The sequence below is a fragment of the Ensifer oleiphilus genome, from assembly GCF_013371465.1.
GTDB lineage: Bacteria > Pseudomonadota > Alphaproteobacteria > Rhizobiales > Rhizobiaceae > Ensifer > Ensifer oleiphilus.
Window position 1 is genome coordinate 699,262 of record NZ_JABWDU010000003.1, and the last position, 26,624, is coordinate 725,885.

The following is a 26,624-nucleotide window of genomic DNA, read 5'->3' on the forward strand; positions in this document are numbered from 1 at the left end:
CGACGGGGTCTGCAGGCAGTTGAGAGTGCAACGAGGCGTGAAAGCGGTGGTTGGCCCGAAGGGCCTTGCGGGCAAGAAGCTACGTTAAATGTCCGTTTTCGGTCGAAGTTCAAGGCCCCGTCGCGATATTTCGAACCACCATCGAAAGCCAGCGTTCCCCGGCCGTGAGCGATCGTCAGAATGACGCACCTTGTAAACAGCTTGAACGAAAAGCGATATTTTTCAAACGGGTAGCGGAACACTTCGGACAGAAGACCGTTATCGCCCTGTCACGGCAGATCAACTGCCGGTATCATGCAGGAGTTTCAAATGAAGTTGTTTCCCATCGTTGCCGCGACCGTTTTCTCCCTGTCTGCGTCCGCAGCCCTGGCACAGGAAGCCGCCGCTACGGGCGCCGACGCGACGTTGGCCGGCCCGGGCCTGACCATGGGCAAGGCCGCGACGATGCCGCTGAAATACGTCAACATCCAGGACAGCGACCTGGTCGTGTCCAAGCTGATCGGCGTCGATCTCTACAACAAGAATGACGAAACGATCGGCGAAATCTCCGACGTCGTCATCGGCGGCGGAAAATCCGTGATCGGCATCGTTGCCAGCGTCGGCGGCTTTCTTGGTGTCGGCGAGAGCTACGTCGTTCTCGACCCCGCGTCGATCGCCCTTGCCGAAGAAGACGGCACCTGGAAGGCCTATGTCGACACAACCAAGGACGACCTGACCAAGGCGCCGAAACTCGACTACTCCAAACTGAAGAAGTAAGCCGGCGAAGCCAGCCCCTTAGAGCGTCCGCCTGCACCGGGCTGCAAACGCACGGTGCAGGCGGACCTGCGACGACCGTCAGGCGGTGTCTCTACGGTCGGTTCGCCATATTCTGTCGATGACGTCAAACGCCAGCGCGACGTTGGGATCGGTGCGCCGGGGCTTGAGACAAACGAAACCGAGCGAGGTTTCAAGCTTGACCCGGTCGGCAATGACGAGACCATTTGCCTGTTGCTCGCTAAGCGCGATCGACTCCCGGCAGAGGCTGAGACCGAGCCCCGTGCGCACCATCGCCAGCATCGACGTTTCCTGATCGACGAGAGCGACCACGTTCTGCCTGAGGTTCAGGCCGCCGAGTTTCCGCGCAAGCAACCGGTGATGAACGGAGGCCGGCGGCGTTCCGATCCAGGGCAGAGCCGCAAGCTCGCTCCAATCTTTACCCGCGACGATGCCGGCAAAAGCCGGCGGTGCGACGACGCGATAGGTCAATCGCGACAGCGACTTGACGAAGAACTGCGCATCGGGCTCGCCGGCCAAGGCGTTCGTGCTCGTGCCGAAATCATCGAGATCGCCGAGAAAGAACCCGACATCCAGTTCGTTTCGCTTCAAACCGATCGCGACTTCACCGCTCATGCCCTGGCGCAACGTGGTTTCGATGCCCGGACCACTTTCGACCAGCGCCTGGAGGAAGGCACCGAGCCGGGTGAATTCCGGGTCGATGATCGTGCCGATCCGCAGCGTACCGCGAAGCTGCGCCGTCAGATGCATCGCCGTCTGCCGGAACTCGGTGACTGACGCCAGCACCTGCTCGCCCTTGACGGCCAGGAGCGCGCCGTCGCGGGTTAATTCAAGCCCGCTGGCTGTTCGATGAAACAGTGTGAGGCCGAGTTCCTGTGACAGGCGCTTCACCTGCAGGCTGACGGCAGGCTGGGTGAGATGCAGAAGCTCAGACGCACGGGTGACGTTGCCTTCCCGCGCCACCGTGACGAAAGCCCGTAGCAATCGCAGATCCAGATGGTCAGCCATATAAATTCCTTTTATAATGCTGAGCTCGATTTATCATTGGATTTCCGCGTGCGGTAGCCGTTTACTCGTTCTTGGGAGGATCGCAATGCCGCGATCGCTGATGGACGTTATAAAGGCTGGATGATCTTGGTCCGCTGCACGTTGCAAGCAGCGCCTCGTTCATCCCCTTTTGCCGATTTGGGAAATGCTTACGATGAAGCCCGAGACCTCGACTGCTGACGCCGCCGTTTTCGACTATGTTATCGTCGGCGCCGGCTCGGCAGGCTGCCTGCTTGCCAACCGCCTCAGCCGCGATCCCGGCAAGCGGGTGCTGTTGATCGAGGCAGGCCGGCGCGACAACTATCCCTGGATTCATATTCCCGTCGGCTATCTCTATTGCATCGGCAATCCGCGCACCGACTGGCTCTACAAGACCGAACCGGAAGCGGGCTTGAACGGCAGGTCGCTGCGCTATCCGCGCGGCAAGACGCTCGGCGGCTGCTCCTCGATCAACGGCATGATCTATATGCGCGGGCAATCGCGCGACTATCAGAGCTGGGCGGCCCAGACCAATGATCGCGAATGGTCCTGGGAGAACTCTCTTGAAGATTTCAAAGCACATGAGGATCACTACCGGCTCGACGATGGCGCCGATCCCGCAACCGGCGACAACAGCCGCTTTTCCGACATGCATGGCCGCGGCGGTGAATGGCGCATCGAAAAACAGCGGCTGAAGTGGGATATCCTGGAATCCTTCGCGGAAGCCGCCGTCCAGGCGGGCATTCCGCGATCGACCGACTTCAACAGCGGCGACAACGAGGGCGTCGGTTATTTCGAGGTCAACCAGAAGGCGGGTTGGCGTTTGAACACCTCCAAGGCTTTCCTGCGGCCTGTGCGCCATCGCCGCAATCTGGTCGTGTGGACGGAGGCCGAGGTCGACAAGTTGCTGATCGAAACGTCAGCCGATGGCGCCAAGCGCTGTTCGGGCGTATCGCTCTACCGTGGCAACGACAGGGTGAGCGTGCGAGCGAAGGCCGAAGTCATTCTTTCGGCAGGTGCCATCGGTTCGCCGCAGATCCTGCAACTCTCGGGCATAGGGCCGGCCGCGCTGTCGCATGCCATGGACATCGCCGTCGAAAAGGACGTCCCCGGGGTCGGCGAGAACCTGCAGGACCATCTACAGATCCGCGCGGTCTTTAAGGTGAAAAACGCCAAGACGCTGAACACGCTGGCGAGCAATCTTGCCGGCAAGGCCCGGATCGGGCTCGAATATGTGCTGAAACGCAGCGGACCGATGAGCATGTCGCCATCGCAGCTCGGCGCCTTCACCCGCTCCGACCCCGACCGCGCCCATGCCAATCTGGAGTATCACGTGCAGCCGCTCAGCCTCGATGCCTTCGGTGAGCCTCTGCACAACTTCCCGGCTTTCACCGCCAGTGTCTGCAACCTCAATCCGACGAGCCGCGGCCATGTGCGGATCCGTTCGCGCCATCGCGGTGACGCGCCGGCCATCGCCCCGAACTATCTCAGCACCGACGAAGACCGCAAGATCGCCGCCGACAGCATACGGCAAATCCGTTCGATCGTCGGCCAACCCGCGCTCTCAAGGTATGAGCCGGTCGAATGGAAGCCGGGGATCGAATTCCAGAGCGATGGGGAACTGGCAAAGCTGGCCGGCGATATCGCCAACACCATCTTTCACCCGGTCGGCACTGCAAGGATGGGGGCCGAGGACGACGCCATGGCGGTCGTCGACAGCCGGCTTCGGGTTCGCGGCATCGAGGGTCTGCGCGTCGTCGATGCCAGCGTGATGCCGACCATTACCAGCGGCAACACCAGCGCGCCGACCATGATGATCGCGGAGAAGGCCGCACGCTGGATCATGGCAGACGCGCAGAAGCGGGCATAGATCGAGCTTCTTGAAGACAGTCGCACGACGCACATGACGTGTGCGCCCCGCCTGGCAGGACGGGGCGCACTGGCAATTGCTATTGGAACATCCCCTTTGGGGTCTCTCCCTTGAAGAAGGGCACGACCAAGGCTTCCAGCATCTCCGGCTGGTTGATGACCGCCGTGTGCGAGGTTGCCGGCAGGATGGCGAGACGCGAGGCCGGCAACGGCTTGCCCATATCACCCATGCCACCGCCGCCGAGCAGCCGGAACATCGCCACGGAATGTTCCAGGGTCGCGACATCGGCATCGCCGGCAATGAGCAGCACCGGGGTCTTCATCGCCTTGACGTCCTTTTCCCAGGCCATCGGCTCCTTCTCGAGCGCGATCAGCTTGGCGACGAGCGCGGGGAACCCGTCCGGATCGGCGGCGAGCTTGCGGTAGTCCTCGGCAAACGGCATGCCGACGAACATCTCCACCGTCATTTGCGGGATGAAGGCCTTGAACTCCGGCTGCCAGCCCTCGGCGTCGTAACCGACCGAAGCCGCCGCCAACTTGTTGACCTTGTCGGGATGGCGGATGGCGAGCTGCAGCCCGGCTGCCGCCCCCATCGAGTAGCCGAAGACATCGGCCTTCTTGACGCCGACGGCATCCATGAATGCCGCCACGTCGTCGGCGAGATTTGCATAGGTGATCGGTCGGTCGATGTCGGTCGTGCGGCCGTGTCCCTGGAACTCTAGCGCATAGACCTTGTTGGTCTCGGCAAGCTTGGGAATGATTGCGCCCATCGACGGAATGTTCATATAGGCGCCGTGCAGGACGATCAGCGGTTCGCCCTCACCGGACACCTCATAATACATCTTCATGCCGTTGACTTCGACCCGCTCACCGACCGGCTGGCTGTCAGCAAGTGCCGGCCCGGCAATGATGAGGGCTACGGCGATAAGGGCAGTACGAAACATATCTCTTTCCTCGCGGTTTCAAGCGTCTTCACCAACGCTGACAATAAGACGAGCAGAACCCTCGCCAGCCGACAAGGCGCTGCATTTTTTTCCCACAACCGGCGAGAGCGCCAAACGGCCCTTGAACTGGAGCGGGTTTTTGCTGAGGAACGTGACCGCGGCGGCACTGAAAAACCTCGCCATTTCCTCAGATGGCGAGGTCAATTTTGCAATCACGACGTTGCCGTCGTCATTTTAGCCGTTCGAGGAGGATTTCCCCGACCTGCAAGGCAGAGGCCGGATTCTGCCCGGTGATCAATTCGCGATCAATCACCACATTTGCCTGCCAGGGCGCGGCGTTGCTCTCGTAGTTTCCGCCTGCCGCCTCGAGCGCCGTCTGCGGATAGAATTTCATCGCGCCGCCATTGAGCAGGCCCTTGGCCTGTTCCTCCTCCTGGTTGCTGATGACGGTCATCCGGTAGCCCGAATAGATCCACGTCGGCCGTTCAGGCTGTTGCCAGGCTTCGAGCTGATCCGTGAGTGCTTTTGTATCCGCCAATGTCGAAAGCAGCGCGATCGGGCCGTGGCAGACCAGAGCGGTGACCTTGCCGTTCTCGTGGAAGTAGGCGAGCAATTGCCCAAGCTGCCGGTCATGCAGCAGATCCTGCATCGGTGCGTGACCGCCGGGTATGTAGACCGCATCAAAGGTCGCATAGCCGATCTGCGCGACGCGAGCGAGGCCGATCACCGGCGACTTCTCGGGCGATGTGATGGCGAGTTCATCGAGCAGGTCCTGGTACACTTTCATCTGATCGGCGCTGCCGCCGAAATAAGCCGGGTCCACGGATGTCTGGTCGACGGCCGGTGCCTGGCCCCCAGGCGTGGCGAAGGTGATCTCGTGGCCGGCATCGAGCAGCAGCTTCACCGGCTGCATCAACTCGTTGAGGTAGAATCCGGTGCGGAACACCTTGCCGTCCTTGAGATCGAGATGATCGGAGCCGGAAAGGACGACAAGCACCTTGGCGGCATGCGCGTCGGCTGAGGCAAAGGTCAGGGCGAGCGCGGCGGCAACGCCACGCAGCCATTTCATCGGATGGGTCATGGTTTTTACTTTCAGGGATGGGTGGCGTCGTCCGTCGGTGCAAACAGCAGGGCCTTATCAGCCCTCATTCCGAAGCCGGCGTCAGATCACCTTTTGGTTTCGCTGGACTGGCGGAACTTTATTATCGCCATCGAAGGCGATAAATGATCTCCAATTCAAATCATCTGTTCTCCGGAGACAAAAATGGCCCGTCGTTTCGATTATCTCGCCGATGTCGAAGTGTTCGTCGCGGTGGCCGAGCATGGATCGTTGACGGCCGGCGCCATCGCCTTGGGAACGACACCCTCCGTCGTCAGCCGCGCCATCTCGAGGCTTGAAGCGCGGCTAGGCAGCCAGCTCTTGCGCCGCACGACGAGGCGTATCGGCCTCACCCACGACGGACAGCATTTTCTCGACCAGGCGCGTTCCGCCTTCTCGACCATCGACGACGCCGAACGGGCCATTCAAGGCGGCAGCGGTCAGGTCGCCGGGCGCGTCCGCCTCAGCGTACCGACGACATATGGCCACTTCCGGCTGCCGCCTCAGCTCAGTCGGTTCCGAGCTCTTCATCCGAAGGTCGAAGTCGAGCTCAACATCACCAATCGCAACGTTGATCTCGTCGCAGAAGGCTTCGATCTCGCCATCCGCATGGGTCCGTTGCCGGACAGCGGCCTCATTGCGCGCAAGATCGAGGACGGGGTGATGTGCCTTGTCGCCTCACCCGACTATGTCGCCCGTCACGGCGCTCCTCAGAGCATTGCCGATCTCGATCACCACGACTGCGTGCCGTTCGTCATGCCGAGCACCGGCAGGTTCGCGCCATGGATGTTCCGCGACAACGGCCGGGATTTCGAATGGGCGCCCTCCTCCGGCGGACTGGTGGTCAGCGACGACGTTCTCGGCGTCATGTCGATGGCCGAGCAAGGCGCCGGTATTTGCCAAACGTATGATTTTGTCGTCGAGCGTGCCGTCCTGCAGGGGAGACTGGTCGAGCTCCTCATCGGCATGAACGGACGAACCCGACCGATCTCGATCGTCTACGCCCCCAATCGCCGGCTTTCCGCCGCGTCACGCGCACTGATCGACGTCTTGAGCGAAAAGCAGGGTTGACCGGGGGAGTCTCGAAAAGGGCGCAAAAGGGCGGTTGGACCGATGCAACAAAGCGCGCCAAAGTGCCCTCAACACCGCCCAAGTCACAAAACTGTCACAAAATATGGGCGGGATCGCTCGCGTTCAGTTCCGATTGGCCATGACAACGCGAGGACGAGACGCCATGAGTGCCAAGGCACAGACGCATTCGCCCCCGGCACGAACCGGCAAATGGCATCGATCGGAGGCCGGCACGATCATCGCCGTCATCCTCGTTTCCGTCATCATGCTCGCATCGCTCGTTATTGCCGACAAGGGCTTCGGCATCGATTACTACGATCTCGTTCGCGACCCGAACGCGATCGCTCGCAACCCCGGCTATTTCGGCATCGTCTCGAATATCGGGATCATCTTCTGGATCGTTGGCGCAGCCGCGGCACTTCAGGCCTTTGCGGCAACGGCCGCCGAAGAGCCCCCGGCTCTCAGGCGAACGTTGCTTACCGGCGGGCTCTTTTCAACTCTGATGGGTATCGACGACTTCCTTATGCTGCATGAGGCAGTCGCAACCACAGGCATCCCGGAAGAAGTCGTACTCGTGCCGCACATGATCCTGCTTGCTGCGCTCTGCTGCTGCGCCTACATCGTTCGGGCAGAAACGCCGCGATTGCTGCTTGTCGGTTCGGTCCTGGCGATGGGGCTGTCCTTCGCCGCCGATATGGCCCCGATCCATGTCGGCGGGGCCACCTTCGTCGAAGAGGGTTTCAAACTCGTCGGCATCCTGTTCCTGACCACCTATCTCGTCGCCATCAGCCACCAGGCGCTGCGTGGCCGGGCGTCGAAACGCCCGGCCATCGGATAGGAGCCGTTATCAGCTGACCCTGCGGTCACTTCGTCGCGCCCTTCAGCGCCTGCTCCAGGAAGACATACTTCATCGCCGTCTGCGCTGCCTGTATCCGGCGGTCGCCCCGCCCACCATGGCCGCCTTCCGTTTCCTCGAAAAACAGCGCATTCGCGTGACCTGCGGCCTGCAGGCGTGCGGCCATCTTGCGCGCATGGCCGGGATGCACCCGGTCGTCGGCGGTCGACGTCGTCAGCAGTACCGGCGGATAATCGGCATCATCAGCGACGTGCTGGTAGGGAGAATAGGTTGCCAGCCACGCCGCCTCTTCGGGCTTCGTGGGATCGCCGTATTCGGCCATCCAGGACGCGCCCGGCGGCAATTCCGTGTAACGAAGCATGTCAAGCAACGGCACCTCGATGAGGACAGCCCCGAAAAGCTCGGGTCGCTGCACCAAGGAAACGCCGGTGAGCAGGCCGCCGTTCGACCCGCCCTGAATGCCGAGCATTGAAGGAGTCGAGATCCCTCGCCGCACCAGATCTTGCGCAACAGCGGCAAAGTCGTCGAACGCGTTTTGCCGCTTGTCCCTGAGGGCCGCCTGGTGCCACCGTGGTCCAAACTCGCCTCCACCGCGGATGTTGGCCTGGACATAGGCATAGCCCTTTTCGAGCCAGAGCTTACCGCGCAGGCCGGCATAGGCGGGCAAAAGCGGAACTTCAAAGCCGCCGTAGCCGTAGAGCAAGGCCGGCACAGGCTCCTTCTGGTCGCGACGCCGAACGACAAAATAAGGAATGAGCGTGCCGTCCTTCGAACGGGCCTCGAACTGTTCCGAGACCAGGTCGGACGCATCGAAACGGGCGGGCTGCGCCTTGACCGTCGCCAGCGTCTCGCCGTCATCATCGGACCAGATGATCGAGCTCGGCGTCAGGAAGTCGGTGAAGGAGAACGAAACGCTGGAGCCGAACTGATTGATATGGCTGATGCCGACATTGCCGTTTTCGGGCAAGGAGACGGGAGTGAGTGACCACCCGTGCCCGCTGCGCTCCGCATAGACGACGCGACCGCGGACATTGTCCATGAGGCTGATGAACAGGCGATCACGCGTGTTTGCGACATGCGCGATCGAAACGCGCTCTGCCGGCGGCAGCACCGTCTCGATGGCACCGATGTCGCCCATTTCCAGCCAGCGCTTGAAATCGAAGGCGTAGAGCCCGTCGGGCAGGCATGTGGCGCCGCCCGGAGCGGACCAGGGGCTACGCACGCTGAAGACGATCTGACCCTTCAGAAGGGCAATCTCGCAGACATCGTCGGGCAACGGCAGCCGCCGGTTTTCGCCCGAAGCGAGCCTGACAAAATGATGGCCGGAATAGAAATCGATCGATCGCGTCAGCAGCAGGTATTGCGTGTCGCCGTCGAATTCGAGTGCGCCGCCAACGGCAAGATCCTCGACCTCTCCCTCGAAGATCGGCACCGCCTCGGCAAGACTTGTTCCGCGTTTCCACAATTTGACCACGCGAGGATAGCCGGATTGCGTCCTCTCTTCCGCCTCGAAGGCGGCCGCGACGATGACCGTATCGATATCGAGCCAGCTGAAACTCGATTTTGAAACGGGCGCCTGAAATCCGCCGTCGACGAAGGTCCCGGTTTCGATGTCGAACTCGCGCATTTCACTGGCATCGCCGCCGTCCGGCGACAGGTTCAGGAGGCAACGGTTGAAAGCCGGATAGAGACGGCGCGCGCCGCTGAACACCCATCTGACGCCTTCCTTTGCCGAAAGCGCGTCGAAGTCGATGATCGTTTGCCACTCCGGCTTGTCGGTCTTGTAGGAGGCGACAGTGGTGCGACGCCAGAGGCCGAGGGTGTTCACCTTGTCCTGCCAGAAGTTGTAGACATGGCCGCGCAATTCATAGCCGACAGCGATGTTGTCCTCTGCGGTCATCAGTTCCAGCGCCGTTTCATATCGCGGCTGATACGAAGCATCACCCTGCAGCCTCTCCTTCGTCCGCGCGTTCTGACCATGCACCCAGTCGAGCGCTGGTTTGGACGTCCTGTCTTCCAACCAAAGGAACGGATCTTCGGCAGTCGTGGGAAGCGGTGAGTGGATGGGTTTGGTCATCAAATCTCCAGAAACAATGTCAGAAGGGCAATCGCGAGGTGCCGCAGCGGTATATGTTGTCTCGTCACCTGGCTTTGCAATGTCAAAGGCCGATTCAAGGCGGGTGAATGCTGGGCCAGCATGGCTTGCAGATCGGTCACCCGGGCGCCCCGGTCATGCCGTCGCGCCCAGCCCGAACGGCGCATCCGTTCAGTGATCGGCAAGCTGCACCAGGCAAACCGCCCGAACGCAGCCGCGCAGCCAACGATGCGCCGGATCGGCATCGAGCCGGGGGTGCCAGAGCATCGAAACCGTAACCTCGGGCACCGGGACCGGCAGTGCAAAACTATGCATGCCGGCGCGCAGGTTTCCGGTATGGCGTTCCGGCACGCTGGCGATCAGGTCCGATCCGCGCGCCAGCGCCAGCGCCGCCGAAAAGCCTCCCACCGTGGTGACGATCTGCCGGGCGAGCCCGAGCGTTTCCAGGGCGTCGTCGATCGGACCCCGGTCGAGACCGCGCCGGGAGACGAGCACGTGCCGGCCGCCGGCATAGCCGGCAGTCGTCACCGGGCCTTGGCTCAAGGGATGCTCCTTGCTGACGGCACCGACGAAGCGGTCGCGGAACAGGGCCTGCGTGCGCACTTCCGGGCCGGTCGAAAGCCCGATCACGCCGGTTTCCAGATCGACGCTGCCGTCGCGCAGAGCCGTGCTTTCCTTGTTCGGCTTCGGCAGGAAGCGCAGGCGGACACCTGGCGCTTCAGCGGAGATGCGGCGAAGCAGGTCTGGGCCGAAGTTCTCCACGAACCCTTCGCTCGTCCGCAAGGTGAAGGTCCGCACAAGCCGGCTGAGCTCCAGCATTTCCACCGGGCGCAGGACCGCCTCGGCATCGTCGACGAGTTGGCCGACGCGCTCGCGCAGTTCCAGCGCCCGCGGGGTCGGAACAAGGCCGCGCCCCGCACGCACCAGAAGCGGATCTCCCGTCACCTCTCGCAGCCGCGCCAGCGCCCGGCTCATGGCCGAAGGGCTGAGCCTCAGCCGTTCGGCCGCACGCGCAACGCTGCTTTCCGCAAGCAGAACGTCAAGTTGGACCAGCAGATTGAGATCGGGTTTCGCCATCCGCTCAGTATAGCGCAGCGTGATCGGGATGTGGCGTCACGTGCATGAATAAAGTGCAAATCATGCGCGTTCCGCCACGCCACGGAAAGACCTAGGCTTCTGACCGCTCCAATTCGGAGATTGCCAGCAGATGGAGTTTGTCTTGACGAGAGATGTTTCAGCGCCCACCGGGCCAGATTTCGAAGGCGGCGAACGGACGCATTCCGTCCGTTGGGCGCTCGCCAGCCTGTCGTTCGCCATGTTGTTGTCCGCACTCGGCACCAGCATCGCCAATGTCGGCCTGCCGACGCTCGCCCATGTTTTCGAGGCGCCATTCCAGGACGTGCAATGGGTGGTGCTCGCCTATCTGCTCGCAATCACCACACTGATCGTCGGCGTCGGTCGGCTCGGCGACATTGTCGGGCGGCGACGGCTGCTCCTCGGTGGCATCGCGGTCTTCACGCTGGCCTCCGGCTTGAGCGGCCTTGCCCCGACGCTTTGGCTGCTGATTGTCGCCCGCGCGCTACAGGGGCTCGGCGCGGCGATCATGATGGCGCTTACCATGGCCTTCGTTGCGGAAACAGTACCGAAGGCACGCACCGGCAGCGCCATGGGTTTGCTCGGAACGATGTCCGCCATCGGCACCGCACTCGGGCCGCCCCTCGGCGGGGCGCTGATTGCCGGCTTCGGCTGGCGCGCACTTTTCCTCGTCAACGTACCGCTCGGTATCCTCACATATGTTCTCGCGCATCGCCATCTGCCGGCCGACCGCAAGGCCACGACGCGCTCTCCCGCTCGCTTCGATGTGCTCGGCACCCTCGTGCTGGCATCGGTGCTGGCCGCCTACGCGCTTGCCATGACCATCGGACGCGGCCACTTCGGCCTGCTCAATGTCATTCTTCTCTTGGCGGCGGTCCTTGGCGTCGGGGCTTTTGCCATGGTCGAAACAAAGGTCGCATTCCCACTGATACGCCTGGCAACATTTCGCGATCCGGCCTTGAGCGCGAACCTGATCACCAATGGGCTGGTCTCGACGGTGATGATGACGACCTTGGTTGTCGGTCCCTTTTATCTCACGCGCGCTCTGGGGCTCGATGCGGCCGTGATCGGCCTGGTCATGTCGGTCGGCCCGATCGTTGCTGCGATCAGCGGCGTACCGGCTGGACGCCTCGTCGATCGCTTTGGCGCAGGGCTGGTGATACTGACCGGACTGACGGCAGTCGCGGCCGGCGCTGTCGGATTGTCCACTCTGCCGGCAACGCTCGGCATCCCAGGCTACCTTGCGCCCATCGTCATCGTTACCGCCGGTTACGCCTTCTTCCAGGCGGCCAACAACACCGCCGTCATGGCAGACGTGCCACCGGATCGCCGCGGCGTCATTTCAGGCGTGCTCAACTTGTCGCGCAACTTGGGGCTCGTCACCGGCGCCTCGGTCATGGGTGCGGTTTTTTCCCTGGCGTCGGCGACCTCCGACATCGCCACGGCACCGCCCGAGGCCGCCGCATCAGCCATGCGCGTCACCTTTGCCGTCGCGGCGGGGCTCATTCTTCTGGCTATCGCCATTGCGTTCGCGGGTCGTGCTTTGGCGGGCCGCTCCGCGTCGCCCAGTGAGGGGCTTCGAAATTGAACGCGGTGAAGGCGGGCTGGCAGTCGCGTCCGTAGCGAGCAAACCGGCCTCTACTCCAGATCCACCGAGGTAAACACCCGGCAGTTGCCGGCCGCCGGCACCGTTCGGCAGACTTCGATCGACGTCAGCAATTCGACGCCCCCCAGTTTGGTCGTCAGCTTCATCTCCAGCATCGCGACAGGCTCGATCTTGCGGATATCGGTCGCGGGCGTGACCTTCATCAGATTGACGACGGCACGATCGACGCCCATGTCCGTGAGGTACGCTTCCAGCTTGCGCTCGGTAGCCTTGCTCATCTCATAGGTCTTGTAACCGCCGACATTCCTTCGGCCGACGACTTTCTTGCTGGTGACTTTCTTCTTGCCGTTCACGACGCGGTATTTCATCCGATACTGCGTTTCCATCTGAACGTAGGTCGTGGTGATCTGGTGCACGCCCAGGAACGCCCATTCGCCGACCACGCGCCGCGTGCCCCCGGCAAACATCAGCGGACAGGCCGAGTTGCAATAAGCTTCCCCGGAATAGGCGATGCCGACGTGGCGCGCGCCCTTGTCGTCGTTGGCCCTGCAGTCCCGCTCCTCCGGCTGGCAGCCGACGAAGCGGGTCTTGCCGACCGCCACGTCAAGCTTTCGCGCCCTGATCATGCGCCCGATCGCCAACGCAGCGTCGACGTCTCCGCCGGGCGACGTCACCACGATCGGCAGGCGACGATCGCCGAGCGACTTGAGCAGCTTCTTGAAGCGGGCCGGGCTTTCGTCAACGATGGTGCCTTCCGCCGATACCCACTCCGGGCAGGTCGGCTCGCACCCGGGCTGGCCGCTGCGCACCACGAAGAACTGCATGTCCGCGCCCTCCGGCGGCGATGCGCGACCCGTTGCGGCGGAGAGCATCAGCCCAACCGACAGGCAGCCTATGGCCACTGAACGCTGAAATAAATCGCGTGGACATGCCCTGACGAACAAAGAAGCACACCTCCTCCCGCCTGTTTCCGCTCCCCGCCTGTTTCTCCTTCGGCGTTCGAAACGGTGCACTCTTCCGGTCGCTTGCATCGCCGATGCATTGCCGGACGAAACAGATTTCCATGCTGCAAATATGAGTATCGAAACGACCAGCGCATCCGATGCGGCCACGAAGATTCTGCGTCGGAATGCGAAATGAGAATACGGGTTGCACCCATGGGGAATGAAATCGAGGATAGCACGGACCACAAATATAAGGCAACACTCATATAAGCAGCAACAGACGAGATCCCTGGCGCGATCATCGAAGCCGTTGCCGGCACGTCGAGGATTCGGGCCTAGCGAAGCGTGCCCATTTGTCCACCCGACCGTTACACCCAACCGGGGCCAAGCCCCTGCTGCGAAAGGATAAACGCTCATACTTCATTGATCGGGCGCACTGGGGACTAGATACGTCGCCGACGCTTTGACAACATAGGCGCTCAAGGCAGGGTTGGCGATTCGATGACGATATTCTTCAAGGCAGCGATTTCCGATGACGTAGCGTTCGGGATGATCGAGCGGTGTTTTTCCGATCCGGACGACTATGACGGTTATCTCGACATCTTTAGCGATCACACCGAGCAGACCATTTCATGGAGCAAGGGCAGGTCGGCGGACGAGTTCAAGGACCAGGTAACCGAGGCATTGCGATCGGCCTGGGAGACGGCACGTTTCTTTCAGGTGTACGAGCGGCGGGAAGATAGAGACGACGCCGGCACCAATGAAATTCGCAGGGCTGCAATAGATCTCACGCGTGCCTATGGCGGCGTGATCGTGATCACGCTCAGCCTGCTTGGGCGGCGTAGCAGCGCCAACGATCTCGAACTGGTGTTCCTTTGCTTCCAGGAAGACGCCCAGCGCCGGAATTTTCGCGTGCGATACGACGGAAAGTTCGTGCCGGCCTGAAGCCGTGATCGTTGAAGTGGGAAAACGAGGTCTGCCTACGCACGTTCGCGGCATCGACCAGCGGACAAGGTGCTTATGTTCAGGAGCGAAACGTCAACCGGGTCAAGACGACGGCGGATCCTAGTGCAGCTTTCTTGAGATCAGCAGTGAGCAGGTGATCTCCTCAAGCATGTGGATGTCCTCGTTAAGTGTCGTGCGATGCTTGTGCGACAGGTTGACGAGGCAATCCGCCACTTCGTCCGACGTCCAGCCCGCTGCCTCCGCACGCTCGACCAGATCCAGGAAGGCATCTTCAACCGCGCATTCGCAATCCGGCTCACGATCCGGATGTCCGTGGCTGACCAGCGGTACGGCAATCTTGGTCATGAGCGATCCTCCCGGATAAAGAATAGTCCCGCGGCAGGGACCTGCAAAGCGACTAAAGTCGTACTTTTGCAGCGACTTTGGTATTCGGGGGTGCCCCTTGTCGGGCACGCCGGCAAGCTCTCACCGATCGCTAAACAATCTGACAGCCACCGCTGCCACAACGCGTCATTCTGCCATCATCGGAAACGAAATGAAGGGAGATGACCCGATGTCTGACACAGCTTCATCCCACGCCAATCTGATCTATGTTTCCGCCCGAATGATCGCGCCGCGGCAACGATTTGCGGCTCCGGCCGAACTCGGAGCGCATGGCTTCCCCTGGCGGCTGTTTCGGCGCGTTTCGCGCTGGATGGACACCCGGCGGGGACGCCTGGATCTGCTTGCGCTTTCCGATCATCAATTGAAGGATATTGGCCTGTCGCGTGCGGCGGCCTATAACGATTTCTACCAACGCGACGAATAGGACGGCAATGTCCCAGTTTTCGTGCCTCACGCTTCTCGACACGTCGATCGCCTCGCTTCGCGACGTGGTGTGCGATGGTTCGTGCCGTGGGAAGAGCGGCGAGGAATGTGCGCATCGAACAAGCCTCGTTTATCCCTATCGCGGCGTCTTCATACGGCACGTCGGCAAAGCCGATACGGTGGCTGAATCCAATCAGGTGATCTTCTTCAACCACGGCGAAGACTACCGCGTCAGCCACCCGATCGAAGGCGGCGACGCCTGTCTCGAGGTGCAGGTGGACGAAGCCATCCTCAGCGAACTCGCCCCGAAGGAGCAATTTCGCTCTGGCGCGCTTGCCTTGTTCAAAAGACCGCGCCGGCGCATCGATCCACGGGCGCAGGCGCTGGTCGCCCTGTTGCGCTATAGCCTTCATCGCGGGGTCGCCGAAACGCTCGAAGCCGAGACCCTGACGCTGACATTGATCCGACGTTCGCTCGGCGAGCGCACGTCGCACGGCGCTGCCACCACCTATGGGCGGGCAAAGTTGGTCGATCGGGCCAAGCTGGTTCTGTCGGGCGATCTCGCCCGCCGCTGGACCTTGGCCGAGGTGGCAACAGAGGTCGGCGTGTCGCCGGTCTACCTCACCCAGACGTTCCAGCAGGTCGAAGCCATGCCGCTCTACCGCTACCAGCTACGGCTGCGGCTTGCACGGGCGCTGGATCTGCTCGGCTCCTGCCGTGACTTGACGGCCCTTGGCCTCGACCTCGGCTTTTCCAGTCACAGCCATTTCAGCGCCTCCTTCAAGCATGCCTACGGACGCACACCGGCGGAATTCCAACGCGCCCTCCATCTTCGCTAGGCTTCAGCGCCGTCGTCACACGGCGCCGGCAACGGCCACGTGGCTGTTCACGGCGAAATTTAAGTGGACAAAAAAAATCATAAAAAATCCAGGATCGGTGAAAAAAAATCCGGAGCCGGTCGTCTTTGTTTGAAAGCGCATGCTGAAGCACCGCGCCGAAAGCTGAGACGGGTGGAAGATGAGCGCACCGGAATGCCGTAACGGACGCCTGCCTTTGGAAGCGGAACGCGGCCGCACCGGTCCGTTTCTTCCCAGGGGCCTGGCGACTGGCGCGTCTATCTTCACCGCCTTGCGGGCAATGGCGCCGACGCGCACTGCGTCCGTCCGCAGCAACCACTGCGGCGGACGCCGCCCATTGTGCCCGTCCGGATCGCCCTCATGTGGCACCCGGTTCATAACCGGCCCGATCCTTCGCCAAGCCCATCCGCCTCCACGGGCGGCCGGCAGACCGTGCGTGACGCAAGTCGCGCCAATCTAAATCCGTTCAGTAAGAAAATTCAATGCGTTGCCCCTCCCACGCGACGCGATTGCGCGACTTTGCACGTCGCGTGCCGAGGATCGACAGACATGACATCGTCTAGGCAAATCGCAGAAACTGCGACCTTTCAAAGCTTCGCCAACTGCTACCTCCGGGAGGTGAATCCCGGCACGCCGGTGATGCATCGGAGCGCTGGCGGCACCTGCGACAGCATCGAATGGTCGCTTCCCCGCCAGCAGATGATCCTTCGCGTGGAGGTCACCTCATCGTCTATTTGTGGCCCGCTTCACTTCGGCAGAGCCTGGGGGCGAAACGTCTCCGATCCATCCTGGCGGCCGATGGAACTGATGTCCGCGCTCCATATGCTGGTTCAGGCCGCCTATCGCCAGGATGATGCAGGCCAGACAGACGCGTTGCGCGGCTTCGAGCTCGAACTTCTGATCCGGGTGCTCGAAAGCTACCAACAGACCGCGCTCTACATCGACAAGGCACTACCGGGTCCAAAGGACCCCGGTGAATTTCTCGAGGCCGAGCAGTCTCTTGTCTTCGGGCACTGGCTGCACCCGACGCCGAAAAGCCGGCAGGGCATGACCTACTGGCAACAGGAGAGCTATGCGCCGGAACTGCGTGGCCGGTTCCAGCTGCATTACTTCGCAGCGAAGATGGACCATGTCAGTCACGCATCCTCCCGCCCGGCACAGGCGCCGGACATCGTTCGTTCTCTCCTGGGGCACAACCCGGAAGGCTTGGGTCTTGGCGACGACGAATTCCTGCTGCCAATGCACCCGCTGCAGGCGGAAGCCCTGCTTCTCGTTCCGCGTATCCGGGCGATGCAGCAGTCCGGCATCCTGCGTCACCTCGGCCCGGCGGGCTCGCTCTTCAGCGCCACATCCTCCGTCCGCACGGTCTACGGAGCCGACGAAGACTGGATGCTGAAGTTTTCGCTGCCGGTGCGTATCACCAACTCCGTCCGCCTGAACCGAAGGCAGGAGCTGGAGGCCGGTGTCGCCATGGCCAGGCTGATCGACAGGATCGGCTTTTCCAAGCGCTCGGCAAACTTCCGGATCATCCAGGACCCGGCCTATATCACGCTCGATCTACCGGGTGAGAGCGAGAGCGGCTTCGAGGTCATCCTGCGCGAAAACCCTTTCTCGCGCGACCGGGGGCAAGGCGTCATAACCGTGGCTGCACTGACGGCCGACCCGCTTCCGCAAACGCCATCGAGGCTCGAAAAACTGCTGCGCACGCTGGCCACGCGGGAGGCTGAGCCTCTGGCCGACGTCTGCATCGCCTGGTTCCAGCGCTATCTCGATTGCGCCGTCGAACCGTTGATCCGGCTTTACGACGACTATGGCATTGCGCTCGAAGCGCACCAGCAGAACAGCCTGCTCGATGTCGGCGCGGGTTACCCCTCGGTCAGCTACTATCGCGACAACCAGGGTTTTTATCTCTCCGAACGCTATCGCAGCCTGCTTTCCAGCTACGTCCCCGAAACCGGGACGATCCCGTCGCTCTATTTTCCCGAAAGCGAAATCCGCGACCGCTTCGCCTATTACCTCATCGTCAATCAGGTCTTTTCCGTCATCAGCCGCATGGGCCACGACGGACTGTGCGACGAGGTCACGCTTCTGCGCGTGCTGAGAAACCACCTGGAGCAATGCAGCCGCGCGATGACCGGCGCCGGACGCGACTTTGCCCGGCACGTGCTCGACCTGCCGACGATCGCGTCGAAGGCCAATCTGACCACCCGGCTGTTGAATGTCGACGAACTGCAATCCGACCACGCACCGATCCTTTATCGCCCAGTTCAAAACCCGTTGCGGGCACCGGCGGCGCTGACGGCAGCAAGGACAAGCCATGCCATTGCCTCTTGATATCAAGGGACGCCCTGACGATCGGGTGCTTCGCCAGCTCGTCGCCGCCCTCTTGTTCGAAGGCGTGGTCGAGGCGCGCCGAAGCGACAGCGACGGCACCGCGCATTTTCGCTGGACGCTCGCCGACCGCGACTTCCGGTGCGACGCAATCCTCGGTGCATTCGGGCGAATTCGGCCGCTGCCGGGATCGGTGCAAATGCAGACGAGCGACGGAAACTGGAACGAGGCGTCGCTCCCGCTTGTGGTTTCGAGCCTGCCCGGCACCGGCATTGCCCGAGCCAAGCTCTTGAACGAGATGAAGCAGACGATTGCCTTTTCAGAGTGGAACGACCGCCATCTAGCCACCCGCCCCCGCCGGAAGATGGATTTCGCCGAGCTGGAAGGCGCCATCGACGAGGGGCATCCCTACCATCCCTGCTACAAGGCGCGCACCGGCTTTTCCCCCGCCGACCATGCGCTCTTCGGCCCGGAGGCCGGCCAGTCGTTTCAGCTCGTCTGGCTGCTCGTCGCCCGCCGCCATCTGCGCCAGTCACTGCCCGCGGCCGAAGAAGCGTTCTGGCGGGCCGAGATCGGCGCTGAAACCTGGGCTCATCTTCAGCGCATGCGAGAAAAGCTCGGCGCCTCCACTGAGGATTTCGGGCTGGTGCCGATGCATCCCTGGCAATGGCGCAATCTGAGCGAGACGCTCGCCTCCGGCTGGATCGCAGCCGGTGACGTCCATTGCCTCGGCCCTGCCGGCGACCACTACACGGCCACGCAATCGGTGCGCTCCTTGCTCAACCGGGACCGACCGCTGGCAGCCAGCATCAAGCTGCCACTCAACATCGTCAACACGTCCTCGCGGCGCATCCTCGAGCCGCACTCGGTCTGCACGGCGCCGGTCATCTCCCGCTGGATCGGCGAGATCGTCGTGTCTGACCCGGTGTTTGACGAAGATTATCCCCTGACCGTCCTGCAGGAATATGCCGGCATCATCGCCGATGCCGACGAGCCGCTGGCGGGACAAGTGGGTGCGATATGGCGAGAGAGTGCCGAGGCAAAGCTTTCGGCCGGAGAAGCCGTCATTCCCTTCACCGCGTTGATGATGATGGAGACGGACGGGCGGCCCTTTGCCGACCACTGGATCAGGCGGTTCGGCCTGATGCCGTGGATTAACCGGCTGCTCGAGGTCGTCGTCCTGCCCGTCTGGCATCTGCTCGTTTATCACGGCATCGCCGTCGAGGCCCATGGCCAGAACATGCTGCTCGTCCACCGCGACGGTTGGCCGGTGCGGTTGATCCTGCGAGATTTTCACGAGAGTATCGAGTTCTCACTCGCGTTCCTGCGCGAACCGGAGAAGGCGCCCGATTTTCTGTCTCTGCATCCGTCCTACCGCGATGCCGAGCCGGACCAGTTCTACTGGACGGATAATCTGGATCAGCTGCGCGAACTGGTGATGGACACGCTGTTCGTGTACAACTTGAGCGAAATCAGCCACCTTCTCGCCCATTGTTACGCCCTTGGCGAACCGCTGTTCTGGCAGCGGGTCGACAGCCTGCTGGCATCCTACCCGCACAGGCACGGCATGGTTGGCAGGCAGGCACAACTCGGCCACGACAAGCCCGAAATCCTCACCGAATCCCTGATGACGAGGAAGCTTTTCGCGCGCAAGCCGGAGTACCACCACGTGGTGCTCAATGCGCTCGCCGCGGACAAGCTTCAACGAAAGAGAAAGCCATGATCCGCATCGACGACAGGCTCTATGACCGCGCCTATTTCAACGAGACATCCGCCCGCCTGGCTGGGCGAATCGGCCTGAAAGACCGCGACGACGGACGCTACGCGGTCTGCTTTACAGAAACCGTCGACTGGCTGGCATTATTCTTCGCCATCCGCAAGGCAGGCGCGAGTGTGTTGCCGATCCACCCGGCTACACCCTATGCCGCAGCGCGCAAGCTTGCGATCGGCGCCGGCTGCGACTGGCTGTTCTATAACAGCCTGACGGCGGAAGCGCTGGAACGGCCGGCGAATATCTCGCCCGTCGGCACACTTCTGCAGATGAGTTCCGGCACGACGGGCGCGCCAAAATGTGTGGCGCGAAGCTGGGAAGATATCGACGCCGAGATCGGAAGCTACATCGCCACCTTCCGCGAGCCGGCGGACATGACGCCGGTCGTCGCCTGCCCGACCACCCATTCTTACGGTCTGATCTGCGGTATCCTGGTGGCGCTCAAGCGCGGCCAGACACCTGTTGTGGTCAACACCGCCAATCCGAAATACCTCCTGAAGATCCTGCGCGAAACCGAGAGGCCACTGCTCTACTCCTCGCCAGCCATCCTTCACACGCTTGCCCGGCTTCTGCCGGAGGGCGAACGGATCCACGCGACGATGACATCAGGCACCCTTCTGCCGGACCCCTGGTTCGCCCAGATCAGGGCGAAGAGCCGGCACATGTTCCAGCAATATGGTTGCTCGGAAGCTGGATGCATCGCCATCAATCCTGACGTTACCGCCGCCGGCGAGATAGGCTTCGTGCTGCCGCATCTTCTGCCGCAGACAGGCAGCAGTGCCGAGCGTGCCGGTGAGATCGTCGTGACGAAGGACGATGGCATCGCCATCCACACCCGCGATCTCGGCTATCGCCGCGATGACGGCATGCTGGTCTTCGTGTCGCGCATGGACGACATGATCAATGTCTCTGGCCTCAACGTCTACCCCCGCGACGTCGAGGATGCGGTGATGGCGATGCCAGGCGTCAGCGATGCCGTTGCCTTCCGCATGGGCGACCGTTTCGCCGGCGAGCGGGTCGCGCTGTTGTTCAGCAGCGACGAAACGGTTGCGCCGCGGGCGATCCGCGAATGGTGCATCCAGCACCTCGCCAGCCATCAACTGCCGATGGACATCCGCCAGGTCGATGCCATCCCGCGGCAAGCGAACGGCAAGATAAGCCGCCGCGAGGTGGCAGCGCGCCACGCCGCCGGCGAGTTCGTGAAACCGATCTCCGGAGCAGCGTTATGACCAGCGACGAAACCCTGCAAGCAATCCACACGGTCCTCAGCGAGCAGATGATGCATCCGCATCTCGACGGCTTCGGCCCGGAGGCACGGCTTAACGAAGACCTCTATCTGGATTCCGTCCTGATCCTGCAGATCTTCCTCAATCTGGAGCTGGAATACGGGTTGAGCGTTCCCGAAGCGGCGATCGCCCGCCAGGATGTCCAGACCGTCGCCGACCTCGTCGCCCTCTACCAGCCGAAGGCTGTGGCGACCGTCGTCCCGTCGTTTCCGCTGACCGGCGGCACGACCGACGAGGGCGTGCATGGCGAGGCCTATTACGACATCAAGGTGCATTGCTTCGTCAGCTGCGTCTGCGACGGGCTGAAGCGGCAGGGCCTCGATCACCGGCCGTTCTACTTCGGCGTCTGGGACGCGAAATTCGCGCTCAGCGACCGCTTCCAGTTGCTTTATCACGCACCCGACATCACCCAGGAATTCTTCCGTGCGTGGTTTCAGCGGCTCTACGGCGTTGCCGTCCGCGAATGGTACGACCCTGACATCAGCAAGAGCGAAAATCTCGCCGTGATGCTCGATCTCGTCCGTCGGCGCACATACACCGGGTCAGTCATGGTCATGCTCGACATGTTCCACCTGCCGGAGCGCGAGAACAAGTTCAACCAGAACCCCTTCCCGCACTACCTCATGCTGCAGGAAACTGCCGATCCCGACACATGGTTCGTGCACGATCCCGATTACCGCTGGGAAGGCGAGATCGCCCGGGACAAAGTGATCCATGCGGTCATGCAGCCAACAGTCGGCGGCGGCTATGTCTTTGACAATGCCGAGACCCGAGCCCCAGCGGCCAAAGACCTCAAGGCCTATTTCGACGCTTGCTTCGTCAAGAGCAGCAATCCGCTTGCCGACGCGGTGCGCGAGATCGTCACAGCGCATCTGGAGGGACGCGGCGGCGTTACCCTCGCCGATCTGACTGCGGCCGTGCGCGAACTGCCCATCATCACCATCCGCAAATACGCTTACGAGCATGGCTTTGCCTTTTTCTGGCGGGCTTTGAAGCTGCCGGCGCGTGAATTCGAAGGCTGGTGCGAAGAGATCGAGGCCCTGGTCCAGGCGCTGAAAACGCTGCACTACGACTGCATGAAGCTGAGCCAGACCGGCGAGCGCGCATTGGCCGCTCCGGTTTTCGAGCGGCTGGCGGAAGCAGACCGGATCGAGACGAAGCTGAAAGGCAAGCTGGCAGAAATCTTCGATCTCTGGTGCGACCAGAACGTTGCTGCCGATATCTCCCTGCTGAATAAGTCCATGCTGAAGAGGGTTGCGCGATGAACATCTCCTTGTGCACGATCACGTTCCGTCATCATCTGATGTCGCTCGGCGAAATCGCCGCCTGGGCACAATCCAACGATTTCCAGGGCATCGAGCTCTGGGGGGCGCATGCGCGCAATCTGGCGCAACAGCCCGACCGCAACGCCGACTGGCTCGACACCTTCGGGCTGAAGGTGCCGATGATCAGCGACTATCTGCCGCTCGACGCCGACCCGGAAACGCTCAGGCACAAGACCGTTGAGCTCTGCAGGCTCGCCCGCCGCTGGCGGACCCGCAAGATCCGCACCTTCGCCGGCAGCCGCGGCAGTCTCTGCGTCTCCAGTGAGGAGCGGCAGCTGATCGCGCAGCGGCTGAGAGAGATATGCGCGATCACTGCCGGCTACGGCATTCAACTGCTGGCGGAGACGCATCCGAAGACGCTGGCTGACACTGCAGCCTCGACATTACGCCTCATCGAGGAGGTCGATCACCCCGCCTTCGCGATCAATTTCGATACGCTCCACGTCTGGGAAGGCGGCGACGACCCCATCGTCATCCATCGGCAGATGAAACCGCATATCCGCCACTACCATCTGAAGAACGTTTGCGACCGATCGGACCTCCCGGTTTTCGAGCCGGCCAACGTCTACGCCGCTGCCGGCCGCCGCGACGGCATGACCCCATTGTTCGAAGGTACGCTCAACTATGTCGATTTTCTCCTGGAGATCGAGGAGGACGGACAGGTCGATGCATCGCTGGAATGGTTCGGCAATGATTGCCTCGACATTCTTCGACGCGACCGCCGACAGGTGCGTCGTGTGATCGAGGGACGCGAGCCCGTTCGACGCACAGTCAACTTTTTGTGATCGAACGGGGGATCATCGACTCTGGCCGATGCACCCGACAAAAAAATGGCCCTGGCTGTATATGCCCGGGCCCATTTTTTGTTTGTTGTTTTCGTATGGAAAATTCTTAATTGATATCGTTTTGAAGCACCGAAATACTGCCTCGTTCGCCGCTTTGCTCATTTTAGTCTTGAGGCGGACGAGCTGTGCTTTACCTCGCTACTGTGGCGATCTCTCCGATGAAAATCAATCAACTTTTATGGGGTAATTTTTCATAGTCCGCGATGGGCGGCTGGTCCGCTGGACCGGTTCGCTGGATTTGCGCCCTGGCCGTCACCGGCCTGGGGGCGCCGCGCGCTTGGGCGAATATCTCTCCGTTGCCCATGGCCGCGCGGCCTGTGTTTACCGGAACTGACCTGTCCCGTTGCCAGCGTCCTTGCCCCGTCAGATCGCTAAAGAATCTAACAGCGCCGCTGCAGCGCAAGTGATTTTCTCCTGTGGTCGAAATCAAAAAGAGGAAACGAAGACGATGACCCAGAAAACCTGTGCAGCCTGCGACTGCGAACTCGACCAGAACAGCATCAAGGTCAAGCTTGGTGGCAAGACGGTGGAAGTCTGTTGCGAGGAATGCGCCGCCGCCATCGGCGAAGCGGAAACCGCAAGACAGTCGGCCGCTTCCGCCGGAAAGTGATGAAAATTCCGGGCGTCATGGCGCCCGGAATTTTCATTGACCGCCGACCTTAGCAAGGCAGCAATTGCGTGTTGCCTGCAATCAATTTCCCTTGAGAGCGGCAACTTCCGCCTGGAGGATCGCAACTGTCTCTTCAAGAGTCCGCAGGCGCTGCTCCAGTTCGGAAAGACCGGTACCGCCAAACGAGGTTGCGCCCGGCGCGGCGGTGGCCGCCTGATCGACCTCGCCGCACAGGAGATGTGCAAACCGGTCCTCACGCTGGCCGGCGCCGCGGTTCAGCTGCACGATGAGCGGGGGCCGGCGCCCAATCATTAGATCGAGATTGTCCTTGAGATCTTCAACGGACTGGAAGCGTGCCATGCGCTCGCTGCGGGACCAAAGCTCATAGGCCGTCTGCGGACCGCGCAGCAACAACAGCCCGAGCACGACGATTTGCGGCGACGTCAGCGAAAACCGGTTGGCGGCCAGATGTTCGTAGCGCTCGACGCGCGAAGCGAAGGCCTGACGGACCAGTCCCTTCTGGGAGAGCGAGTTGAGCGCGCGATGCACGTCCGCCTGTTCCAGCGCCATCACCGGATCGCGCGCCGTCTTCTGGTTGGCGGCGGAATGGAGGGAGTTGAGCGTCAGCGGATAGACGTCAGGCGTGGTTTCCTTCTTCTCGATCAGACAGCCAAGAACGCGCGCTTCGATCGCATTGAGTTCAGGGAAATCGGTGTCTGGATTGGTGTTCATAAGCTCACTCTTCACGGCACGAGTTCAATGGCAGCGCGAGTTCTCCGACCGGAATGATCTTGCCTCGTCCACCCATCTTGGGGCGAACGCTCGGAAATCTCCAGCCGGCCGAACCGCGTCCCTCGATAGACCGTTGCGCGACCAAGGCCAAGTTGCTTTGCGCTTGCCACGGTCGATATCTGGTCTGCGACGACCGCCGTCAGGCGCCGGGGAGAGGCCCATACCTCGCCTTGTATTTATTTCATCAACCAGGGTCGGGCCGTTTAACCGATCACGATTGCGCCGCAGTTCGCGTCGATACGGTGCCGGTCAATTTCAAGCTGATTCCACTCACTGCCCTCCCTTGCCTCACGTCGCCAGATCGCCAGCGGTTACCCAAGCGGGACCGCCGCCGCAGCGGTCGGCGACGCCTCTCGAAACCAAGTTCACAGATGCCTCCCATGCCCCGTGTTACGAAAAGGGTCGTCCTGCATTTTCCGGGCTTTGAGCCCTTCGATGCGGAAGCACACCGCCTGCGCTATCAGCGTTCGGCACGACAAAGCGCCACGGCGTGGGAGTTCAAATCCGATGTGGGACCCTTGGTCAGAACGAGGCAGGCGGCGCATTTCGATGTCGATTGCGCCGGGTCGGACTGGCAGACGTCGAGCCGTATCCATGTTTTCGATCACGATGTGCTCGTCGGCGCCTTGAACCGTCGACCGTTGGTGCGCCGGCTGGCAGGGGGATTTGCCAGCGCGCTGCATGTGGCGTTCAGCGGCGGGCTTTGCAGTTACTTTCGTCATGCCTGGCGCTTCGGCCTGTTCTTCCTGTTCCCCTTCCTGCTGGCCGGCCTGATGACGGTCGCCGCCCTTGTCGTCGCATTCTTACCGCGCGCGTTGGACCTCTCCTCCTGGAATCTCCTTTGGAGCGTGCCGCTGGCAGCGCTTCTGGTCCGGCAGGTCCTGCTGCCGGTCGCGGCGAAGTTCCACACGCTGCACCTGTTTGCCGACTGGGAAATGGCCGTTGCCTTGGCGAGATTGGATCGGCCCGATTTCAATCGATGGCTCGAAACCTGCGTGGACGGCGCCCGCGAAGCGTTCAGCGAAGGGGCCGACGAGTATCTGATCAGCGCGCACAGCATGGGTGCAAGCGTCGCCGCGCATGTCATCGGCATGTTGATCGAGCGGCACCCGGATATTCTGGCAGGCAAGCGGGTGGTGTTCGCAACGCTTGGCGGCGCCATCCTGCAATGCGCGCTGATGCGACCGGCAGAGGCCCTTCGCGCTCGCGTCGGGGCCATCGCCCGCGCCAAGGAAGTCTTCTGGTTCGAGGTGCAGTGCCTGACGGATGTGGTCAACTTCTACAAGACGCGTGTCGCCACTCTGACCGGGCACCCCCAGGAAAAGCAGCCCTCCATCGCCTATATCAAGGTCAAGCACATGCTGTCGGCCGACCGCTACCGTAAGATCAGACGCACTTTCCTGCGCGTGCATCGTCAGTATGTCCTCGGCCCAGACGTTCGCGCATCCTTCGATTTTACCCTGCTGACCGCAGGTCCGCTTCCGGCGGCAGCGTTTGCGAGCTTCTCGAGAACGAACATGCCGGCCCTGTGACGGTCGGCACCTCTTGATCATTGCCGTCAGAGCCAGGGTTATTTTCGCGGACCTGGCGGCAGCCGCGTCTGTTTCGATTTTGACCGGCTTTTGCGGGGCATGACGATGCCGCGACGATCACGC

General features: G+C 61.9%; 24 protein-coding genes. 15 read left to right on the forward strand and 9 right to left on the reverse strand.

Going from position 1 to position 26,624, the window contains the following annotated elements; genetic code table 11:
• Positions 1 to 309 precede the first annotated feature (309 nt).
• A complete protein-coding gene (locus HT585_RS15760; protein WP_077501097.1) occupies positions 310 to 756 on the forward strand; it encodes a PRC-barrel domain-containing protein in 447 nt (148 codons plus the stop codon).
• Positions 757 to 834: 78 nt separating this feature from the next.
• On the opposite strand, the gene HT585_RS15765 is transcribed toward HT585_RS15760, so the two are convergent.
• Positions 835 to 1,782 (reverse strand): LysR family transcriptional regulator, encoded by a 948-nt coding sequence (locus HT585_RS15765; RefSeq protein WP_176353812.1) that lies wholly within the window; start codon positions 1,780 to 1,782, stop codon positions 835 to 837.
• Between the two features lie 193 nt (positions 1,783 to 1,975).
• Between HT585_RS15765 and HT585_RS15770 the strand changes: the two genes are divergently transcribed.
• Positions 1,976 to 3,670, forward strand: a complete 1,695-nt coding sequence (locus HT585_RS15770; protein WP_176353813.1) for a GMC family oxidoreductase — start codon at positions 1,976 to 1,978, stop codon at positions 3,668 to 3,670.
• 79 nt (positions 3,671 to 3,749) lie between these two features.
• Here the strand turns inward: HT585_RS15770 and HT585_RS15775 are convergent, their stop codons facing one another.
• Both HT585_RS15775 and HT585_RS15780 read right to left on the reverse strand, forming a co-directional pair.
• Positions 3,750 to 4,613 (reverse strand): alpha/beta fold hydrolase, encoded by an 864-nt coding sequence (locus HT585_RS15775; RefSeq protein WP_176353814.1) that lies wholly within the window; start codon positions 4,611 to 4,613, stop codon positions 3,750 to 3,752.
• A 229-nt stretch (positions 4,614 to 4,842) separates the two neighbouring features.
• The gene (locus HT585_RS15780; RefSeq protein ID WP_176354203.1) at positions 4,843 to 5,682 is read right to left on the reverse strand and encodes a type 1 glutamine amidotransferase domain-containing protein; all 840 of its coding nucleotides are present in this window, start codon (positions 5,680 to 5,682) and stop codon (positions 4,843 to 4,845) included.
• A 195-nt stretch (positions 5,683 to 5,877) separates the two neighbouring features.
• Here HT585_RS15780 and HT585_RS15785 point away from each other — a divergent pair, with 195 nt between their 5' ends.
• Both HT585_RS15785 and HT585_RS15790 read left to right on the forward strand, forming a co-directional pair.
• Complete coding sequence (locus HT585_RS15785) at positions 5,878 to 6,783, forward strand: LysR family transcriptional regulator (protein WP_176353815.1); 906 nt, start codon at positions 5,878 to 5,880, stop codon at positions 6,781 to 6,783.
• 163 nt (positions 6,784 to 6,946) lie between these two features.
• Entirely contained in the window at positions 6,947 to 7,621 is a 675-nt protein-coding gene (locus HT585_RS15790) for a hypothetical protein (protein ID WP_176353816.1), read from the forward strand.
• Between the two features lie 25 nt (positions 7,622 to 7,646).
• On the opposite strand, the gene HT585_RS15795 is transcribed toward HT585_RS15790, so the two are convergent.
• Both HT585_RS15795 and HT585_RS15800 read right to left on the reverse strand, forming a co-directional pair.
• Positions 7,647 to 9,716: a prolyl oligopeptidase family serine peptidase gene (locus HT585_RS15795; protein ID WP_176353817.1), complete on the reverse strand. Its 2,070-nt coding sequence runs from the start codon at positions 9,714 to 9,716 to the stop codon at positions 7,647 to 7,649.
• 189 nt (positions 9,717 to 9,905) lie between these two features.
• On the reverse strand, positions 9,906 to 10,811 hold the full coding sequence (locus HT585_RS15800; protein ID WP_176353818.1) for a LysR family transcriptional regulator: 906 nt from the start codon (positions 10,809 to 10,811) through the stop codon (positions 9,906 to 9,908).
• Between the two features lie 142 nt (positions 10,812 to 10,953).
• On the opposite strand from HT585_RS15800, the gene HT585_RS15805 reads away from it, so the two are divergent.
• The gene (locus tag HT585_RS15805) at positions 10,954 to 12,417 is read left to right on the forward strand and encodes an MFS transporter (RefSeq protein WP_246707699.1); all 1,464 of its coding nucleotides are present in this window, start codon (positions 10,954 to 10,956) and stop codon (positions 12,415 to 12,417) included.
• 50 nt (positions 12,418 to 12,467) lie between these two features.
• Here the strand turns inward: HT585_RS15805 and HT585_RS15810 are convergent, their stop codons facing one another.
• Complete coding sequence (locus HT585_RS15810) at positions 12,468 to 13,259, reverse strand: COG3904 family protein (protein WP_176353820.1); 792 nt, start codon at positions 13,257 to 13,259, stop codon at positions 12,468 to 12,470.
• Between the two features lie 621 nt (positions 13,260 to 13,880).
• Here HT585_RS15810 and HT585_RS15815 point away from each other — a divergent pair.
• Positions 13,881 to 14,324, forward strand: a complete 444-nt coding sequence (locus HT585_RS15815) for a hypothetical protein (RefSeq protein WP_176353821.1) — start codon at positions 13,881 to 13,883, stop codon at positions 14,322 to 14,324.
• 120 nt (positions 14,325 to 14,444) lie between these two features.
• On the opposite strand, the gene HT585_RS15820 is transcribed toward HT585_RS15815, so the two are convergent.
• Positions 14,445 to 14,690 (reverse strand): hypothetical protein, encoded by a 246-nt coding sequence (locus HT585_RS15820; protein WP_176353822.1) that lies wholly within the window; start codon positions 14,688 to 14,690, stop codon positions 14,445 to 14,447.
• A 208-nt stretch (positions 14,691 to 14,898) separates the two neighbouring features.
• Between HT585_RS15820 and HT585_RS15825 the strand changes: the two genes are divergently transcribed.
• Positions 14,899 to 15,153, forward strand: coding sequence for a DUF1127 domain-containing protein (locus tag HT585_RS15825; RefSeq protein ID WP_246707700.1), 255 nt, complete (start codon positions 14,899 to 14,901; stop codon positions 15,151 to 15,153).
• A gap of 7 nt (positions 15,154 to 15,160) precedes the next feature.
• Positions 15,161 to 15,991: a helix-turn-helix transcriptional regulator gene (locus HT585_RS15830; protein WP_176353823.1), complete on the forward strand. Its 831-nt coding sequence runs from the start codon at positions 15,161 to 15,163 to the stop codon at positions 15,989 to 15,991.
• Between the two features lie 15 nt (positions 15,992 to 16,006).
• Here HT585_RS15830 and HT585_RS15835 read toward each other — a convergent pair whose 3' ends face one another.
• Complete coding sequence (locus HT585_RS15835) at positions 16,007 to 16,387, reverse strand: hypothetical protein (RefSeq protein ID WP_176353824.1); 381 nt, start codon at positions 16,385 to 16,387, stop codon at positions 16,007 to 16,009.
• 171 nt (positions 16,388 to 16,558) lie between these two features.
• On the opposite strand from HT585_RS15835, the gene HT585_RS15840 reads away from it, so the two are divergent.
• The 6 genes from HT585_RS15840 (at position 16,559) to HT585_RS15865 (ending at position 24,177) form a co-directional block, all read left to right on the forward strand.
• The gene (locus HT585_RS15840; RefSeq protein ID WP_176353825.1) at positions 16,559 to 18,343 is read left to right on the forward strand and encodes an IucA/IucC family protein; all 1,785 of its coding nucleotides are present in this window, start codon (positions 16,559 to 16,561) and stop codon (positions 18,341 to 18,343) included.
• Positions 18,327 to 20,063, forward strand: a complete 1,737-nt coding sequence (locus HT585_RS15845) for an IucA/IucC family protein (RefSeq protein ID WP_176353826.1) — start codon at positions 18,327 to 18,329, stop codon at positions 20,061 to 20,063. The genes HT585_RS15840 and HT585_RS15845 overlap by 17 nt, the downstream gene beginning before the upstream one ends.
• Positions 20,060 to 21,340, forward strand: a complete 1,281-nt coding sequence (locus HT585_RS15850) for an AMP-binding protein (RefSeq protein WP_176353827.1) — start codon at positions 20,060 to 20,062, stop codon at positions 21,338 to 21,340. Before HT585_RS15845 ends, HT585_RS15850 begins: the two co-directional genes overlap by 4 nt.
• Positions 21,337 to 22,662, forward strand: coding sequence for a DUF6005 family protein (locus HT585_RS15855; RefSeq protein ID WP_176353828.1), 1,326 nt, complete (start codon positions 21,337 to 21,339; stop codon positions 22,660 to 22,662). The genes HT585_RS15850 and HT585_RS15855 overlap by 4 nt, the downstream gene beginning before the upstream one ends.
• The gene (locus tag HT585_RS15860; RefSeq protein ID WP_176353829.1) at positions 22,659 to 23,507 is read left to right on the forward strand and encodes a sugar phosphate isomerase/epimerase family protein; all 849 of its coding nucleotides are present in this window, start codon (positions 22,659 to 22,661) and stop codon (positions 23,505 to 23,507) included. Before HT585_RS15855 ends, HT585_RS15860 begins: the two co-directional genes overlap by 4 nt.
• 508 nt (positions 23,508 to 24,015) lie before the next feature.
• Positions 24,016 to 24,177, forward strand: a complete 162-nt coding sequence (locus HT585_RS15865) for a hypothetical protein (protein WP_176353830.1) — start codon at positions 24,016 to 24,018, stop codon at positions 24,175 to 24,177.
• Positions 24,178 to 24,258: 81 nt separating this feature from the next.
• Here the strand turns inward: HT585_RS15865 and HT585_RS15870 are convergent, their stop codons facing one another.
• Positions 24,259 to 24,909, reverse strand: coding sequence for a YceH family protein (locus tag HT585_RS15870; protein WP_176353831.1), 651 nt, complete (start codon positions 24,907 to 24,909; stop codon positions 24,259 to 24,261).
• A gap of 440 nt (positions 24,910 to 25,349) precedes the next feature.
• Between HT585_RS15870 and HT585_RS15875 the strand changes: the two genes are divergently transcribed.
• Complete coding sequence (locus tag HT585_RS15875; protein ID WP_176354205.1) at positions 25,350 to 26,501, forward strand: hypothetical protein; 1,152 nt, start codon at positions 25,350 to 25,352, stop codon at positions 26,499 to 26,501.
• Positions 26,502 to 26,624: the final 123 nt, after the last annotated feature.